This is a genomic window from Nocardia sp. NPDC052566 (assembly GCF_044547285.1).
GTDB lineage: Bacteria > Actinomycetota > Actinomycetes > Mycobacteriales > Mycobacteriaceae > Nocardia.
This window is the reverse complement of sequence record NZ_JBIUAF010000001.1, coordinates 231,772-247,709: the sequence shown is the minus strand read 5'-3', so window position 1 is coordinate 247,709 and position 15,938 is coordinate 231,772. Positions and strand designations below refer to the sequence as shown.

Genomic DNA, 15,938 nt, shown 5'->3' with positions numbered 1-15,938 from the left:
CCTCCTCGTTCAGCGGGCGCTACCGGATATCGCCGCCAATTTCTCGCGCAGCGCGGTGCGATCGACCTTGCCCATTCCGGTCGTCGGAATCCCGTCGACGACGAAGACGGCATCGGGCGCCTTGTGCGCGGCGATACCGTGCTCCGCGAAATACTTTCGGACGTCGACGAGGTCGACGGTGGTATCGGCCGCGCAGACCAGCGCCGCGCCGACGCATTCGCCGAGCTCCGGATGCGGCAGCGATACCGCCGCCGCGTTGGTGACACCGGTCAGCCCGAGCAGCAGCGTCTCCACCTCGACCACCGAGATCTTCTCGCCGCCGCGATTGACGAGATCCTTGATACGGCCCGCTATTTCGATGCGGCCGTCCGAGCGCTTGCGCGCGAGATCACCGGTGCGGTACCAGCCGTCGCCGGTGAAGGCGGGGCCACCGACCCGCGCCGGACCGAGGAGGTAGCCGCGCACCGTCGATGGTCCCCTGGTCAGCACCTCGCCGATCGCGCCGTCACCGGCGATGCGCACCTCGTCGCCCGCACCGACCGGCGTGCCCTGCGTATGGTGCTTGATCTCGGCGGGATCGTCGAGCGCGGTCATGCAGACCAGGCCCTCGGACATCCCGTATACCTGCTGCACCGTGACATCGAGCTCGGCCTCGACCCGCGCCGCGAGATCGGGCGGCGTCACCGCGCCGCCGATCTGCAGCACGCGCAGGGTCGAGAGGGACCGTCGCACCGCAGATGTCGACGATTCGGCGTACTCCAGCCAGCGCCGCGCGACGGCGGGCACGATGGCCGACATGGTGACGGCGTGGCGGCCGATTGCCTCGAAAGCCGGATCGGGGCTTGGTGATCGACCGAGCACCACGGTGCCGCCCGCATCGAGAACGCCGAGGATGCCCGGTGAGGCCAGTGAGAAGTTGTGCGAAACAGGCAGCACCGCAAGGAATATCGTCGAATCGTCGACGCCGCTCGCGGCCGCGCATGCGGTGAAGGCAAACGCGTAGTCCCGATGGGTGTGCGGGACCAGCTTGGGCCTGCCGGTGGTGCCGCCCGAGAGCAGGACCACCGCGTCGTCGTCGATCGCGGGCGCCCGCCGATCGAGCGCCCGCCGTATCGGCTCGATATCGGCGGCCGAGTAGTCGCAGGCGCGCCACAGATCGATACTCGACGCACGCAACGAGGCACCCGCGACGAAGACCGGGCACGCACGCCCGGCCCGCTGCGCGATGCCGACGGCGTCGGCCTGATGGTCGTGGCCCTTATAACTGTCCACCGTGAAAATCGCGGAGATGTCGACGATTTCGGCTATCCGGGCGAGATCGTGCGCCCGGTGCGCCGTCAGCGTCAGAATGGGCGCGACGCCGATTCGCTGGCAGGCCAGCAGCGCCACCACCAGCTCCCAGCCATTGGGCAGCTGAAACAGCACCCGCGCACCGGGACCGAGCCCCCGCGTCGCCATCACATATCCCAAAGCGTCTGCTCGATACGCCAATTCGTGATAGCTCAGGACGCGGGCACCATCGCGGACAGCGACCTTTCGCCCGTATTCCTCGGCCCACTCCCATAACAGATTGCCGAGCGGGCGCCCCTTCGCGCGCACCATCCGGTCACATCATGACGGATTTGAGAATGAATATGCATACGAGCCGCACCAACGTACTCGTCATGGTTATCAAGACATCCACCATTGGATACATCACCAGCTTCCGCACGACACACAGGCACGCTTTGTTCATTCGCCCGGCGATCCGAGTAGCGGGAGCCTAGCAACGCCTCGCGGAATACGTCCGATAGTTCACCGGGTACTGATGACCGATTGACCGAAAAATGATCGCAGTGATCGCGATATGACCGCGAACTCCTCAGTTCCTCAGTCGCGCACTGGAACTCGCGCGGGAGCGGCGGCGCGGTCGAAGCGCATCGCACGGTCGGCGATCGGGGCGTAGCGCAGGGTGAACAGGTCGCGGAAGTAGTTCATGCGCAACCGCCACGGAGCGCGGTCGCCCTGAATCGGGAACAGCGCCACGGCCCTTCGGATATAGCCGGGGTTGAAGGTGAGGAACAGCGGCTCCTCGCCGACCGATTCGTCGCGCACCGGCGTGCAGCGCGCGTAACCGTGCCGGTCCATATGACGCAGCAACCGGACGACGTACTCGCTGACCAGATCCGCCTTCAAGGTCCACGAGGCGTTCGTGTAGCCGATGACGTAGGCGAAGTTCGGCACGCCGGACAGCATCATCGCCTTGTAGGCCATGTGTTCGTTCGGCCGCACCGGCCGCCCGTCCACGGCGAGCTCGACGCCGCCGAATGCCAGCAGGTTCAATCCCGTTGCGGTGATGACGATATCGGCGTCGAGGGCGGCGCCGGAGGCCAGCGTCAGCCCGGTCTCGGTGATCGTGTCGACGCGGTCGGTGACCACATCGAGCCGACCCTTGCGGATGGCGCGGAAGAAATCGCCGTTCGGGGCGAGGCACACGCGCTGATCCCACGGTTTGTAGGCGGGCGTGAAGTGGGTGTCGATGTCGTAGCCCTCGGGCAGCCAGCGCCGCTGCCAGCCGCGGATGCGGGCGCGCATGGCGGCCGGATAGCGTTGGCTCAGTTGATATACGGCGGTGGCAAGCACCATGTTCTTGGCGCGCGCGACGCGGTAGGCGGCGCCGCGCGGCAGAAATCGGCGCACCCGCATGGCGAACTTGTCGCGCTCCGGCATGGAGACGATATAGCTCGGCGACCGCTGCAGCATGGTGACGTGCGCGCCGCGCGCGGTCAGTGCCGGTCCGAGGGTGACCGCGGTGGCGCCGCTGCCGATGATCACCACCCGCTTCTCCGCGACGTCGAGGTCCGCGGGCCAGAACTGCGGATGAACGACCGGACCGGCGAACCGGTGGATACCGGGAAACTCCGGCGTGTATCCCTCGTCGTAGCGGTAGTAACCGCCACAGCTCCACAGGAAATCGGTGGTGAGGGTGACGATTTCCCCGGTGCCGGTGCGCTCGGCGCGCACCGTCCACCGATTCTCGGCCGAGGACCAGTCCGCGCGCAGCACCCGGTGCCGGTAGCGGATATGCCGGTCGAGCCCGGACTCCGCGGCGGTATCGCGCAGATAGTCGAGGATGTCGCCGCCGTCGGCGATCGCCTTGTCCCCCAGCCAGGGCCGGAAGCGGAAGCCGAGGGTGTACATATCGGAGTCGGACCGAATGCCCGGATAGCGGAACAGGTCCCAGGTGCCGCCGAGGGCGTCGCGGCTCTCCAGTATCGCGAAGGAGCGCCGCGGGAATGCTCGCCGCAGGTGGTACGCCGCACCGATACCGGACAATCCGGCCCCGACGATGAGCACTTCGACGTGCTCGTCCGCGCTGGTCATGGCTTCAGGGTAGTAGCCGGGACGCCCGGATCCCGGGATATCGGCCTGCCCCGGTTCGACCTCCCGATGTTCACCGAGTTGGCTACGGCGCCAAGGTAATTCACCACTGCCCCGCTGGGCGGCAAAACTGCTGAAGACCGACCGGTACGCAACGGTGCGGTTCACAGTGAGGTCACTCACATCGACGCCGGGGATGCCACATCAATCGCCGCCTCAGCCGCCACGGGGCAACAGTAGCCGTGAATTCGCCAGCCATTGCACCGGTTTCCGGACCTCCCTCGAATTCCCGCCACGGCAAGCCGTGAAATCCGCGGGCAACCGGGCAACGAGCCCGAAACCGTGCGGTTTCATCCCATGCATAGCCGGTCGATCACCGGTTTGTGCAACCTAACGGAACAGACACCTCCGAACCCCTACTGTCCCAGAGGGATTCACGTCAGATTGCACATGGCGATTTGTAGTTACTCGCTGGTAGTGTTCCGCAGCACCGACGATCAGAGACGATCCGGAAACCGTATTAGTCACGAATTCCAGGAGCGCGTGTGTCGCATTCTCGGTTCGAATCCCTTGGCGCCTATCTGCCTTCGAAAATTGTCACCACCCAGGAGTTGATCGACCAGCTGAAGGTTCCACCTTCGTTCGATCTCGAAAAAATCACGGGCGTTAAAGAACGCCGTGTGCACGATACGAACCCGGACAGCTACGAGGACTCCTTCGCGATCGCCATCAAGGCGGCGCAGGACTGTCTGTCCAGGTCACGGTATGACGCGTCGGAGCTCGACGTGATCATCTCCGCATCCATCACGCGCAGCAAGGACGCGACGCGGATGTACATGGAGCCGTCTTTCGCCGGTGCCATCGGCCGCCACCTCGGCGCGAAGAAGGCGATTACCTTCGACGTTTCCAATGCCTGCGCCGGAATGCTCACCGGCACCTACATCCTCGACCGGATGATTCGCTCCGGCGCGGCCAGGAATGGCCTGGTGGTGAGCGGCGAAGCGATTACCCCGATCTCCGATACCGCCGCGAACGAGATTTCCGCGAAATACGATCCGCAGTTCGCGTCGCTGTCGGTGGGCGATTCGGGCGCCGCGGTGGTGCTGGATCAGGCGACCGACGAGAACGACGTCATCCACTACATCGAGATGATGACCGCCGCAGAGTACGCGCAGCTGTGCCTCGGCATGCCGAGCGACAAATCGCAGGGCATCGCGCTCTACACCGACAACCGCAAGATGCACAACGAGGACCGGTTCCTGCTCGGCACCAACACCCAGCGCACCTTCCTCGAGGCGCGGGGCAGTTCGTTCGCCGAGGAGAACTTCGACTACATCATCCACCATCAGTTCGGCGCCGCTGCCATCCCGTGGATGAACGCCATCGCCGAGCGCGAATTCGGTACCCCGATGCCACCGGATCTGCGGGTCATCGAGAAGTACGGAAACACCTCCACCACTTCGCATTTCATCGTGCTGCACGATCAGCTGAGCGAGCAGAACATTCCGGCGGGCGCCAAACTGCTGATGATTCCCGCGGCCTCCGGCATCGTGACCGGCTTCCTGTCCACCACCATCTCGTCTCTGAAGGTCTGAGGTCAGCCATGGGCGTTCGCATCAAATCCACCGGAATCAGCAGGACCAACGACACCCACAGCGTGGTCGAGCACAGTGGTCGCGCGGCGAAGCAGAGCCTGGAGCGCGCCGGTGTGCGCGCCGACCAGGTCGGCGTGGTGATCAACGCGGGCATCTTCCGCGACTACAACACCGTCGAGCCCGCGGTGTCGGCGCTCATCCAGCGGGCGGCGGGCATCGGCCTGGAGTACGCCAAGGACGACCCGAGAACCTTCTCCTTCGACCTGATGAACGGCGCGACCAGCGTGCTCAACGCGGTCGGCGTCGCCACCGCCATCCTGGAGACCGGCAGCGCCGAGCACGTGCTCATCGTCTCCGGCGACACCCACCCCTCGCTGCTGCGCTACGCGGCGGATGACGAATTCCCCTATGCCACCTCGGGTGCTGCGCTGTTGCTGGAGCACACCGACGAGCCCGTCGGGTTCGGCAGGCTGCACACCGTGGCGGGCGAGGGCGCCCCTGCCGTCGAGGCCTACGTCGACACCGCGACCATGGGCACCGCGGGCCGCGGCCTGATGACCATCGATCGGGCGCCGGACTTCGAGGACCGCCTGCTCGAGGTGGCCGTCGAGGCCGCACGGGCGGCACTCGCCGAGGCGGACCTCACCGATCTGTCCGGTATCGCGCTGATCGCCTCGACACCGAGTTCGGCGTTCCCCAAGCGACTAGCCGATGCCCTTGGCATCGACCAGGATTCGGTGCGCACACCGGATCTGGCCTACGGCGACCCGCACACCGCGTCGCTGCCGCAGGCCTACGACCGGGCGATCGGCGCGAACTCGTTCGGCGAGCACACCCAGGTGCTGTTCGTGGCGGCGGGCTCGGGTCCGTCGGCCGCTGCGGTGCTGTACCGGCTGCCCGCGCTCACGGGGGCGCCTGCGTGACCACCGCGAGCTATTGGCAGGCCCTCGACCGGTTCCGCGCGTTCGCGCGCACGGAACCGGATCGGGAGGCGGTGATCTTCCCGGAGGGCACCAATCCCGATGGGCTGCCCGCCTATCGGCACATCACCTACCGCGAACTCGACGAGTGGTCCGACACGATCGCCGAGCGGCTGGCGGCGCGCGGTGTCGGGCACGGCACCCGCACCATCGTGCTCGTGCTGCCGAGCCCGGAGCTGTACGCGGTGCTGTACGGGCTGCTGAAGATCGGCGCGGTCCCCGTGGTGATCGACCCGGGGATGGGCCTGCGCAAGATGGTGCACTGCCTGCGCGCCGTCGAAGCGGAGGCGTTCATCGGCATACCCCCGGCGCACGCGGTGCGCGTGCTGTTCCGGCGCAGCTTCCGCAAGGTGCGCACCACCGTCACGGTCGGCCGGAAGTGGTTCTGGCGCGGGGAAACCCTTGCGGCATGGGGCAGGACGCCGAGCGGACTCGCGCCGGAACGCCGCGCGGCGGCCGACGGTGATGTGCTGGTGATCGGATTCACCACGGGCAGTACGGGCCCGGCCAAGGCGGTCGAACTCACCCACGGGAACCTCGCGGCGATGATCGATCAGGTGGACGCGGCGCGCGGGCACACCGCGCCGGTCGCCTCGCTGATCACCCTGCCGCTGGTCGGCATTCTCGATCTGCTGCTCGGATCGCGGTGCGTGCTACCGCCGTTGATTCCGAGCAAGGTCGGCTCGACCGACCCGGCGCATGTGGTGGACGCGATCGACCGGTTCGGCGTGCGCACCATGTTCGCCTCCCCCGCCGTGCTGATCCCGCTGCTCCAGCATCTGCGGCAGCGGCCGAACGAGCTGAAGTCGTTGAGCAGCATCTATTCCGGCGGCGCTCCGGTGCCGGACTGGTGCATCGCCGGGCTGCGCGAGGCGCTCACCGAGGATGTGCTGATCTACGCGGGCTACGGCTCCACCGAGGCGCTGCCCATGTCGCTCATCGAATCCAGGGAGCTGTTCGGCGGTTTGACCGAGCGCGCGCATCGCGGCGAGGGCACCTGCATCGGGCGTCCCGCCGAAGATGTACTCGCGCAACTCGTTCCCATCACCGATGATCCGCTGCCCACCTGGGCCCATGTCGAGGCGCTCGCGGGCGAGCTCGAAACCTCGCGTGGTATCGGCGAACTCGTGGTCGCCGGGCCCAACGTCAGTACGCACTACTACTGGCCGGAGGAGGCGAACCGGCAGGGCAAGATCATCGACGGTGACCGGATCTGGCACCGGACCGGTGATCTCGCGCAGCTCGACGGCGAGGGCCGGATCTGGTTCTGCGGGCGCAAGAGTCAGCGGGTGGTGACCGCGGGCGGTCCGATGTTCACCGTTCAGGTCGAGCAGATCTTCAATACCGTTGCCGGCGTTGCCCGCACGGCGCTGGTCGGTGTCGGCGCGCGCGGCGCGCAGCGGCCGGTGCTGTGCGTCGAGCTCGAGGAGGGTGCGGACGGCGAGACCGTCGAGGCCACGCTGCGCGCGCACGGCACCGAGTTCGAGCTCACCCGCCGGGTCGCCGACTTCCTGGTGCACCCCGGGTTCCCGGTCGATATCCGGCACAACGCCAAGATCGGGCGCGAGCAGCTCGCGGTGTGGGCGGCCAAGCAGCTCGGATCGGACGGCTGACGATGAAAACGACGGTACTGCGGGCGATTCCGGTGCTCGGGTGGCTGTATCTGGCGGGCGGACTCGTCGCGGCGGCCACCGATCAGGCGCCGGACAACCGATTCCTGCGCGCCGTGTGGTGGATCGATGCGTTCCTCAGCGTCGTGGTGCACGCGGCCCAGATCCCGGCGGCCCTGCGTGCCGCCGCGGGTTCGGGCCGCACACCGCTCGAAACGGCGCTGCTCACCCAGGTATTCGGCATGACATGGTGGCGTACCCAGCCCGCAACGGAGGAGCTGCGATGAGTAAGGTCCTGGTCACCGGCGCGTCCGGATTCCTCGGTGGCGCGATCGTGCGCAGGCTGGTGCGCGACGGTCAGCACGATGTGTCGATCCTGGTGCGGCGCACCAGCAATCTCGCCGACCTCGGGCCCGAGGTGGACCGGGTCGAGCTGGTGTACGGCGATCTCGGCGATCCGGCCTCGCTGGTGCGGGCCACCGAGGGCGTCGACATCGTCGTGCACAGTGCGGCACGGGTCGACGAGCGCGGCACCCGCGAACAGTTCTGGAACGAGAACGTGCGGGCCACCGAGCGGCTGCTCGATGCCGCACGGCGCGGCGGCGCAACGCGTTTCGTGTTCATCTCCAGCCCGAGCGCGCTGATGGACTACCACGGCGGCGATCTGCTCGGCGTCGACGAGTCCGTGCCGTATCCGCGGCGCTATCTGAACCTGTACTCGGAGACCAAGGCCGCGGCCGAGCGCGCGGTACTCGCCGCGAACACCGCGGAATTCACCACCTGCGCACTGCGGCCGCGGGCCATCTGGGGCGCGGGCGACCGGTCGGGACCGATCGTGCGGCTGCTCAGCCGGACCGCGGCGGGCACACTGCCCGACCTCTCGTTCGGCCGCACCGTCTACGCCTCACTGTGCCACGTCGACAATATCGTCGACGCGTGCGTCAAGGCAGCGGCCTCGGCTGCGGTGGGCGGCAAGGCGTATTTCGTCGCCGACGCCGAGCGGACCAATGTCTGGGAGTTCCTCGGGGTGGTGGCGCGGCGGCTGGGGTACCAGCCGCCGACGCGCAAGCCGAACCCGAAGGTGATCAACGGGCTGGTGAACGTCATCGAGGCGATCTGGCGGATCCCCTACGTGGCGACCCGCTGGTCGCCACCGCTGTCGCGCTACGCCGTCGCGCTGATGACCCGCAGCGCGACCTACGACACCGGCGCCGCCACCCGCGATTTCGGCTACCGGCCGGTGGTGGATCGCGACGCCGGGCTGGCCACCTTCCTGGCCTGGCTCGAAACACAGGGCGGGGTCGTCGAACTCACGCGCGGCCTGCGCTGAATTCCCGCCCACCCAGTCGTCAACGGAGGAAATATGAATGGAGCATCGCGCAGCGATTCCGTGGGGGGTGGCGGTCGGGCGACGGGTGGGCAGAACGACACCGTCTTCCGGCGGCGCATCTCGCCCACCGAGCGCCTGTACTTCCCGAACCGTGAGTTGACGCCGCCGTTCCTGATGCATATCGCCGTGCACGGTGACGGCGCGCTCGATCCGGCGGTGCTGCGAAGCGCCGTGGAAGCGGCGTCGGCGGCGAATCCCGGCTCGCGGCTGATCCGCGAGGGCGACGACTGGGTGGACAGCGGGGTCGCCGCGGCTGTGCGGGTGGTCGAGGGGTCGACGCTCGACTACGCCACCCTCGAAGACGACGCCGTGCTGAACAGCCCGATCGGCCCGACGGCCGAGCGGACCTGTGAGGTGCTGCTGCTCACCGGTGAACGAACCACGATCGTCTTTCGTGTCTTCCATGGGGTCATGGACGGGATGGGTGTGCGGATGTGGGTGGACGACGTATTCCGCGCGCTGCGCGGCGCGACGCCGCTCGGCGCACCGGATCCGGTCGCCGACACCGAACTCCTCGCGCGCGTCGGCGCGCCGGGTAAGCCGACGCTGGTGCTGCCGACCTATCCGTCCGCGGTGGGTAGCGGACGCCAGGATCCGGACGCGTCGCGCTGGCTGCTGCGGCATCGGACCATTCCGGCCACCGGTAAGGGCATCCTCGCGCGGGTCTGCGCGGTGCTCGCCGCCGAGACCGGGGCGAAGTCGCGTTTCATGATCCCGGTTGATCTACGCAGGCACGATCCGGAGCTGCGTTCGACGGCCAACCTGGCGCTGCCGCTGTTCCTCGACGTCACCCCCGGCGACAGCTGGCAGGCGGTCAACGCTCAGCTGCGGGCCGGGCTCCAGGAGAAGCGCGAGCTGAACGAGCTGGACAACGGGCGTCTCTCGCTGTTTCCGATGCCGGTCATCCGGACGGTGCTGCGGCTGAGCAACTGGCTCGGCGCAAGGCTGAACCGCAATATGGTGACGGCCACGGTGACGCATATGGGCAGGTTCGATCCGGCCGAGCTGGCCGTACCCGGTTGGACGCCGGCGGTGGTGCGGGTGATCCCGCAGCACAGCGGTGCCATGCCGCTGCTGTTCGGCCTGGCCGAATGCGCGGGCAAGATCGAGCTCACGGTGTCGTGCCGCAACGGCGCCGGTATCGCCCCGCGGCTGGAGGCGCTGCTCGACGAGATCGCCACCACGCTGACCACCGAACTCGCACAGAACGATTCGTCCGCGCGATGACCGCCCTGGCACGCTTCGTGATCGCGCGGCCGCGCACGGTACTCGCGGTGGTGGCCGGGATCATGCTGCTGGCCGGGCTGCTCGGCGCGGGCGCCGCCGACAAGGTCAGCGCGGCCGGATTCAACGATCCGGACAGCGAATCCGCGCTGGTCGACCGGCTGGTGCGCGCGCACTTCGGCCCGCAGAACCCGGACGTGGTCGCGCTGTACACCGCGCCGGACGGGCAGACGCTCGACGATATCGGCCCGCGCGTCCAGCAGGCCTTGGCCGGTATCGATCCGAAGTTGCTGCAGCGCCCGATCGAAACCCCGTGGCGCAGTGACCCGGTGCGCCAGAAGTTCCTCCGCTCCGCCGACAACCGGCAGGCGATCGCGGCGATCTTCCTCGCCGGTGACGACAGCCAGCGGATCGCGGCGTATGCGGATATCGAAGCGGCGCTGCGTGTTCCAGGCGTGCGCACCCAGCTGTCCGGATACAGCGCGCTGGCCACCGAGATCAACGGGCAATCGCAGCACGACCTGGTGCTCGCCGAATCCCTTTCGCTGCCACTGACATTGCTGGTCCTGGTGCTGGTGTTCGGCGGTGCGGTCGCGGCCTCGCTTCCGGTGGCGGTCGGCGTGCTCTCGGTGCTCGGCGCGATGGGCGCCATTCGGCTGCTCACCGAATTCACCGAGGTGAGTACGTTCGCGGTCAATATCGCCTCGCTGCTCGGGCTCGGCATGGCCATCGACTACGGGCTGTTCCTGGTCACCCGATTCCGCGAAGAACTCGCCGACGGACACGAGGTCGGCGCGGCCATCGAGCGCACCTGCGCCACCGCGGGCCGCACCGTCGCGTTCTCGGCGCTGCTGCTGATCTGCGCGTTCGCGGGCACTTTCGTCTTCCCCCAGGCGGTGTTGCGCTCGCTCGGCTTCGGCGCGATCGCCGCGGTCGCGCTGGCCGCCGGGCTCTCGCTGACCGTGCTGCCCGCGATGCTCACGCTGTTCGGCGCGCGAATCGGCAAGTCGCGCAGCACGGATCGCACCGAGCGGTTCTGGGGACGGGTGGTGGACGCGGTGCTGCGGCGGCCCGGCATCGTCGCCCTCGCGGTCGGCGCGATGCTGCTGGCGCTGGCCCTGCCGCTCACCGGGGTCCGGCTGGGTGACATCGATCAGCGTGCGCTGCCCGCGGGCAATGAAATGCGTACCACCGTCGAGGAACTCACCGCGCGGTTCCCCGTGGCGAGCAGCGGTGTCACCGCGGTGCTGCGCGGTGTGGACGGGCCGCCGCAGTCGGCGCAGGTGGACGCGGCCACTCGGGCGCTCGGCGCGGTGCACGGGGTGAAACAGGTGCTGCAGGTCGGGCGGGCCGACGATTTCGTGGTCTTCCACGCCTTTCTCGACGCCAGCGATCGCAGTGAACGGGCGGGTGCCACGGTGCGCGATATCCGCGCGCTCGCACCGCCGGACGGTACGCGGCTGCGGGTCGGCGGCGACACCGCCGCGACCATCGACAGCGTGCGCTCGATCACCAGGGCCATGCCGTGGATGATCCTGGTGATGGTGACCGCGACGGTGCTGTTGCTGCTCGCCGCATTCCGCTCGATCGTGCTGCCGCTCAAGGCCGTCGCGATGGCCTTCCTCAGCCTGGCCGCGGCGTTCGGCGTGCTCACCTGGATCTTCGACGACGGACATCTCGCGGGTGCACTAGGCGTCAGCTCCGGTCCGCTGGCCGCGGGCATGGTGGTGCTGATCATCGCGGTGGTCTTCGGCCTGTCGACCGACTACGAGGTTTTCCTGCTCTCGCGGATGGTGGAGGCGCACGGCGCGGGGGCAGGCACCGAGGAGGCGGTGCGGGCGGGCACGCTGAAGACGGCGCGGGTGATCACCGCGGCGGCCACCCTGCTCATCATCGTCACCGGGGCGTTCACGCTGTCGCCGCTGACGCCGATGCGGTTCCTCGGACTCGGCATGATCATCGCGCTGCTCATCGACGCCACCCTCGTCCGGATGCTGCTCGTTCCCGCGCTGGTCAAGCTGATGGGCGCGGCCAACTGGTGGATGCCGGGCGCGCGGCAGGCGCCACCGCCCGCGCCCGCCGAGCGCACCGCCGAACCGGTGCCGCTCTAGCGCTTTCCTAGATGCTGTGCAGTTCGGCTTCGAGTTTGTCCTCGGGGAAGACGAAGCGCCGGAACGCCCAGAAACGGAAGACCATCGCGAGGAGCACGCCGAGGATCTGCCCGGTGATGAAGTTCGCCACCGCCTGCGTCACCGGGCCGACGTGCGGCACCCGGATGTCGAACACGTACAGCGAAACCGCCTGCGGCAAAAGGGTGACGCCCATACCGAGCGCGCTGATCGCGAAGAACAGCGCCGCCTCGTGATGGCGCTGCCGCCCGCCCCTGGTGCGGAAGGACCACTCGCGGTTGAGGATGTAGGAGGCGATGGTGGCGATCAGCACGCCGAGCAACCGCGCGGTCAGCGGTTTGTCGCCGAGCACGGTCAACTTCAGCGCGTACACGACGCCGGTATCGATGAACCACGTGATACCGCCCACCACCGCGAACTTCAACAGCTCGCGATGCTGGATCACGGTGGAGCGATACGGTTCCGGGATTCGATCGAGCGCAGGCTGGATGAAGGCCACGCCTTGAACTATAGGGGTTTGTGCCAAGTGAGGAAGTAGCGCCAGTAGACCAGGCGGCGCACACAAGCGCCCGGCAGCAGAGCTGATGCCCGTTCGCGGACTTCGCGGGTGGACAGGGGCGGATCGAGGTTGACCGGCATCGCGTCGTGGCTCGGCTCGTGCGCGAACCAGGCGCCCGGCGTGACGGCGCGCAGTGCGAGGAAGGTGGCCGCGAGCAGGCGCTGGCCTATGGCGGCCACCAGTTCGACCGGGAGTTCCCGTGGCAGATCCGGTCGCGGCAGCGCGATGACCGCGAGCACGCCGCCGGGGCGCAATGCCTTGGCCAGGATCGGCAGTACCTCGTCGAGTGGCATGTGGTGCAGGGTGCTGATGGACACGATGGCGTCATAGGTGTCCGCGGGCAGCGGCTCCTCCAGCACATCACCGAGAATGCAGGTGACATTGGGCGGCACCGACTTTCGCGCCTCGTCGATCATCACGGGCGACCTGTCGAGTGCGTCGACCCGATCGATGTTCTTCGCCAACTCGGTGGCGAAACCGCCCGCGCCGCAGCCCACATCCAGTGCACGGCGACTCGACGGCGGCACCTGCCGCAGCAGAAGCCGGTGATAGTAGGCGTTATGACTCCATAGCCACTTCTTCACCCGCCGTAGTATGCCATCGGGAGCGTGCCGAACCAGCCGCGCACCTTCACGCACTATTGAGACCGCAGCGCCGCGAGGAGAGCGGCGGCCTGCTCGCGGACCGGGCCTCTGACGACGTAACGGGTGAAGCCCCAGCGCTTTTCGTGGTCACGCACTTCGGCTACCAGATCTTCGACGGTGCCGATCAGAACATAAGGGGCAGCGAGGAGATCTTCGACGCTGGCGTCGGTGATGTCCGCCCGCAGCCTGTCTGCCGCCGCTTCGGCGTCGTCGGTGATCTCGACGTGCTGGACGAGCACCTCCATGGCCGGGTCGCGATCGGCGGCTGCCGAGCGGACGAGTTCGACCTGGGCGTCGATTTGGTCGCGCCGCCAACGGGTTTCGTGGGATCGGCCATCGGCGAGTGTGCGTCCGAGACCGGAGAAGCCGACGGTATCGGCGGTGGCCGCGGCGTACCGGAGCACCCGGGTTCCGCTGCCGCCCACCAGCAGCGGTATCGGATCCTGCACGGGGCGCGGCCGGGGCAGCACCGCGTCGCGCACCTGAACATGGGTGCCGTCGAACGTCACCGTCTCACCGGCCAGCAGTCGCCGCGTGACCTCGGTGAGCTCGATCATCCGCGCCACCCGGTCGGCGGCCGACGGGTAGGCCCGTCCCTGCGTCAGCCACTCGGCCGGATTGTGTCCGGCTCCGATCCCGAAAAGCGCACGCCCGCTGGACAACACGTCCAGTGTCGCCACCTCCGAGGCGAGCAGCAGCGGCTCCCACATCCCGGCGTTCACCACATTGGTGCCGAGCCGGATCCGTTCGGTCACGGCCGCCGCGGCGGCGAGCGCGACGAACGGCGCCGCGAACGACGCCGGATGATCCGGCACCATCAGCACATCGAACCCGTCCCGCTCACACTGCCGCGCGAACTCCGTCCACTCCCCCACGCCGACCGCATCGGCGGTAATCGAAAACGTCACCGGCACAACAACACCCTCTTCCCTCGGCTGAGCCCATCGGTGGCCCCAACGTAACCTCGGCAACCGTCGGCAGGCGCGCGATTCTGCCCAGAGCAGATATCCGGTGCGCGCCGAGGAGATATCGAGCCCGTCGAGCGCAGTCGAATGGCCCCCGATCACGGCGTGTCGCAGGGCCATTCGACTGCGCTCGGCGAACTTAGTCGCCGGCGTGCTGTTCGCGAGCTTCGGCGGTTTCGCGGGGGTTGTCGACGGCGAGGACCTCGCCGTCGGGGATGTCGGTGTGGTGTTGCGTGGTGTAGAAGCGGACCTCGTGACCGTCGGGGTCGTGCAGGAGGGGCAGGATCCAGCCGATGGTGGCGAAGTGCACGCCCGCGTGTTGTTCGCCGAGTGCGGTCAGGTGTTCGGCGAGTGCCAGGATGGCCGCTTTGTCCGGGACGCCGATCGCGAAGTAGTCGAATCCGGCTGCGGCGGCTGCTCTTTCGGGATCGCGGCGGAGGGCGAAGTCGGGGCCGCCGTCGGGGTGGTGCATGCCGACACCGGCCAATACACCGTTCTCGGTGAATTCGACCTGTACCCGGTAGCCGAGGCGGGTGCGATACCACTCGATGGATCGGGCCAGGTCGGCGACGGGGAGTTTGAGATGGTGGACACCGGCGAGGGTGGGAATCATGAGCGGTCCTTACAGACTGGCTGCATTTATGCAGTGACACCGCAGCCAAGCCTATGCGGCGGGCGCGGCGGCCAGGAGGGAACGACCAGGTTGCGGCGCAGCATAATTGGCTCGCTTCGGCGGTGCCCCCGGGTTATCCTCGATCCCATGCCACACCGCTAGGTTTCTTCCCGCCGCCTCTACCTGGTCACCCGGGCCGATCTGCCGCCGGGGACACAGGTCGCGCAGGCGGCACACGCCGCGTTCGACTTCGCGGTCGCGCATCCCGGCGTGGTCATCGACTGGCACTCCACCTCGAATGTTCTGGTGGTGCTCGCCGCGCCCGACGAACTGTCGCTCGGCTGGCTGTGTGCCGACGCCGCGGCGGCAGGCCACCGGCTGATCAGGGTCAACGAACCCGATCTCGGCAATGCCCTGACGGCGGCCGCGTTCGAACCGGCCGCCCATCGGCTGGTCGCCCATCTCCCCCTCGCCTTCATCGAACGAGGGGAGGTGAAAACATGACTACTTCCCTCCATGCCGAGCTGAGCGCCTTGCGCGCCCAGTTCGTCGAGCTCACCGCCGAGCGGGACGCGCTGCGCGACCAACTCGCCGGAGACCTGCCCAAAGCCACCCGCTGGCTGCAACGCAAGGTCTGGCGCCAGGCCGCCGCGCTCGATGTGCTCAACCGCCGCGTCGTCACGCAACGGTTCGTACTCCGGACGCTCGACGAACTCGGCCGCTCCCTGACAGCCGAGGAGTACCGCACCGCCAGGGCCGCGATCGCGAACCCCGAACTGCGGGACCGGATCGACGACCCGGACGCGGCCTGATCGGTCATCATGGGGTGACCGGCCACGCCGATCACCCCCCAGTCCCAGAAGCTCGAC

General features: G+C 68.1%; 15 protein-coding genes. 9 read left to right on the top strand and 6 right to left on the bottom strand.

Annotated features, from left to right (window positions below):
* Window positions 1–9: 9 nt before the first annotated feature.
* Together ACIG5A_RS01090 and ACIG5A_RS01085 are read right to left on the bottom strand one after the other, a co-directional pair.
* Complete coding sequence (locus ACIG5A_RS01090; RefSeq protein WP_397236331.1) at window positions 10–1,602, bottom strand: AMP-binding protein; 1,593 nt, start codon at window positions 1,600–1,602, stop codon at window positions 10–12.
* 267 nt (window positions 1,603–1,869) lie between these two features.
* Window positions 1,870–3,363 carry a flavin-containing monooxygenase gene (locus ACIG5A_RS01085; protein ID WP_397236329.1) on the bottom strand — a complete coding sequence of 498 codons (1,494 nt, stop codon included), beginning with the start codon at window positions 3,361–3,363 and terminating at the stop codon, window positions 1,870–1,872.
* Between the two features lie 542 nt (window positions 3,364–3,905).
* Here ACIG5A_RS01085 and ACIG5A_RS01080 point away from each other — a divergent pair.
* From ACIG5A_RS01080 to ACIG5A_RS01050, 7 genes are read left to right on the top strand one after another with little or no spacing between them, the layout of a single operon-like run.
* On the top strand, window positions 3,906–4,955 hold the full coding sequence (locus ACIG5A_RS01080; RefSeq protein ID WP_397236327.1) for a 3-oxoacyl-ACP synthase III family protein: 1,050 nt from the start codon (window positions 3,906–3,908) through the stop codon (window positions 4,953–4,955).
* An 8-nt stretch (window positions 4,956–4,963) separates the two neighbouring features.
* Window positions 4,964–5,878 (top strand): hypothetical protein, encoded by a 915-nt coding sequence (locus ACIG5A_RS01075; RefSeq protein WP_397236325.1) that lies wholly within the window; start codon window positions 4,964–4,966, stop codon window positions 5,876–5,878.
* A complete protein-coding gene (locus ACIG5A_RS01070) occupies window positions 5,875–7,548 on the top strand; it encodes a fatty acid CoA ligase family protein (RefSeq protein ID WP_397236323.1) in 1,674 nt (557 codons plus the stop codon). Before ACIG5A_RS01075 ends, ACIG5A_RS01070 begins: the two co-directional genes overlap by 4 nt.
* Before the next feature lie 2 nt (window positions 7,549–7,550).
* Complete coding sequence (locus tag ACIG5A_RS01065; protein WP_397236321.1) at window positions 7,551–7,832, top strand: hypothetical protein; 282 nt, start codon at window positions 7,551–7,553, stop codon at window positions 7,830–7,832.
* On the top strand, window positions 7,829–8,875 hold the full coding sequence (locus ACIG5A_RS01060) for an NAD-dependent epimerase/dehydratase family protein (protein ID WP_397236319.1): 1,047 nt from the start codon (window positions 7,829–7,831) through the stop codon (window positions 8,873–8,875). The genes ACIG5A_RS01065 and ACIG5A_RS01060 overlap by 4 nt, the downstream gene beginning before the upstream one ends.
* A 33-nt stretch (window positions 8,876–8,908) precedes the next feature.
* Complete coding sequence (locus ACIG5A_RS01055; protein WP_397236317.1) at window positions 8,909–10,162, top strand: peptide synthetase; 1,254 nt, start codon at window positions 8,909–8,911, stop codon at window positions 10,160–10,162.
* Entirely contained in the window at window positions 10,159–12,270 is a 2,112-nt protein-coding gene (locus ACIG5A_RS01050; protein ID WP_397236315.1) for an MMPL family transporter, read from the top strand. The genes ACIG5A_RS01055 and ACIG5A_RS01050 overlap by 4 nt, the downstream gene beginning before the upstream one ends.
* A 7-nt stretch (window positions 12,271–12,277) precedes the next feature.
* On the opposite strand, the gene ACIG5A_RS01045 is transcribed toward ACIG5A_RS01050, so the two are convergent.
* The 4 genes from ACIG5A_RS01045 to ACIG5A_RS01030 form a co-directional block, all read right to left on the bottom strand.
* Entirely contained in the window at window positions 12,278–12,787 is a 510-nt protein-coding gene (locus ACIG5A_RS01045) for a GtrA family protein (RefSeq protein WP_397236313.1), read from the bottom strand.
* Between the two features lie 8 nt (window positions 12,788–12,795).
* Entirely contained in the window at window positions 12,796–13,431 is a 636-nt protein-coding gene (locus ACIG5A_RS01040) for a class I SAM-dependent methyltransferase (RefSeq protein WP_397236311.1), read from the bottom strand.
* A 53-nt stretch (window positions 13,432–13,484) separates the two neighbouring features.
* Window positions 13,485–14,399 carry a TIGR03621 family F420-dependent LLM class oxidoreductase gene (locus ACIG5A_RS01035; protein WP_397236309.1) on the bottom strand — a complete coding sequence of 305 codons (915 nt, stop codon included), beginning with the start codon at window positions 14,397–14,399 and terminating at the stop codon, window positions 13,485–13,487.
* A gap of 196 nt (window positions 14,400–14,595) precedes the next feature.
* The gene (locus tag ACIG5A_RS01030) at window positions 14,596–15,069 is read right to left on the bottom strand and encodes a VOC family protein (RefSeq protein ID WP_397236307.1); all 474 of its coding nucleotides are present in this window, start codon (window positions 15,067–15,069) and stop codon (window positions 14,596–14,598) included.
* A gap of 183 nt (window positions 15,070–15,252) precedes the next feature.
* Here ACIG5A_RS01030 and ACIG5A_RS01025 point away from each other — a divergent pair, with 183 nt between their 5' ends.
* Together ACIG5A_RS01025 and ACIG5A_RS01020 are read left to right on the top strand one after the other, a co-directional pair.
* Window positions 15,253–15,573, top strand: coding sequence for a hypothetical protein (locus tag ACIG5A_RS01025; protein WP_397238760.1), 321 nt, complete (start codon window positions 15,253–15,255; stop codon window positions 15,571–15,573).
* On the top strand, window positions 15,570–15,881 hold the full coding sequence (locus tag ACIG5A_RS01020) for a hypothetical protein (protein ID WP_397236305.1): 312 nt from the start codon (window positions 15,570–15,572) through the stop codon (window positions 15,879–15,881). The genes ACIG5A_RS01025 and ACIG5A_RS01020 overlap by 4 nt, the downstream gene beginning before the upstream one ends.
* Window positions 15,882–15,938 lie beyond the last annotated feature (57 nt).

Bases quoted from the DNA above. Each gene is read 5' to 3' on its own strand.
- ACIG5A_RS01090 (WP_397236331.1), bottom strand. From the start codon at position 1,602: ATGGTGCGCGCGAAGGGGCGCCCGCTCGGCAATCTGTTATGGGAGTGG.
- ACIG5A_RS01085 (WP_397236329.1), bottom strand. From the start codon at position 3,363: ATGACCAGCGCGGACGAGCACGTCGAAGTGCTCATCGTCGGGGCCGGA.
- ACIG5A_RS01075 (WP_397236325.1), top strand. From the start codon at position 4,964: ATGGGCGTTCGCATCAAATCCACCGGAATCAGCAGGACCAACGACACC.
- ACIG5A_RS01065 (WP_397236321.1), top strand. From the start codon at position 7,551: ATGAAAACGACGGTACTGCGGGCGATTCCGGTGCTCGGGTGGCTGTAT.
- ACIG5A_RS01060 (WP_397236319.1), top strand. From the start codon at position 7,829: ATGAGTAAGGTCCTGGTCACCGGCGCGTCCGGATTCCTCGGTGGCGCG.
- ACIG5A_RS01055 (WP_397236317.1), top strand. From the start codon at position 8,909: ATGAATGGAGCATCGCGCAGCGATTCCGTGGGGGGTGGCGGTCGGGCG.
- ACIG5A_RS01050 (WP_397236315.1), top strand. From the start codon at position 10,159: ATGACCGCCCTGGCACGCTTCGTGATCGCGCGGCCGCGCACGGTACTC.
- ACIG5A_RS01030 (WP_397236307.1), bottom strand. From the start codon at position 15,069: ATGATTCCCACCCTCGCCGGTGTCCACCATCTCAAACTCCCCGTCGCC.
- ACIG5A_RS01020 (WP_397236305.1), top strand. From the start codon at position 15,570: ATGACTACTTCCCTCCATGCCGAGCTGAGCGCCTTGCGCGCCCAGTTC.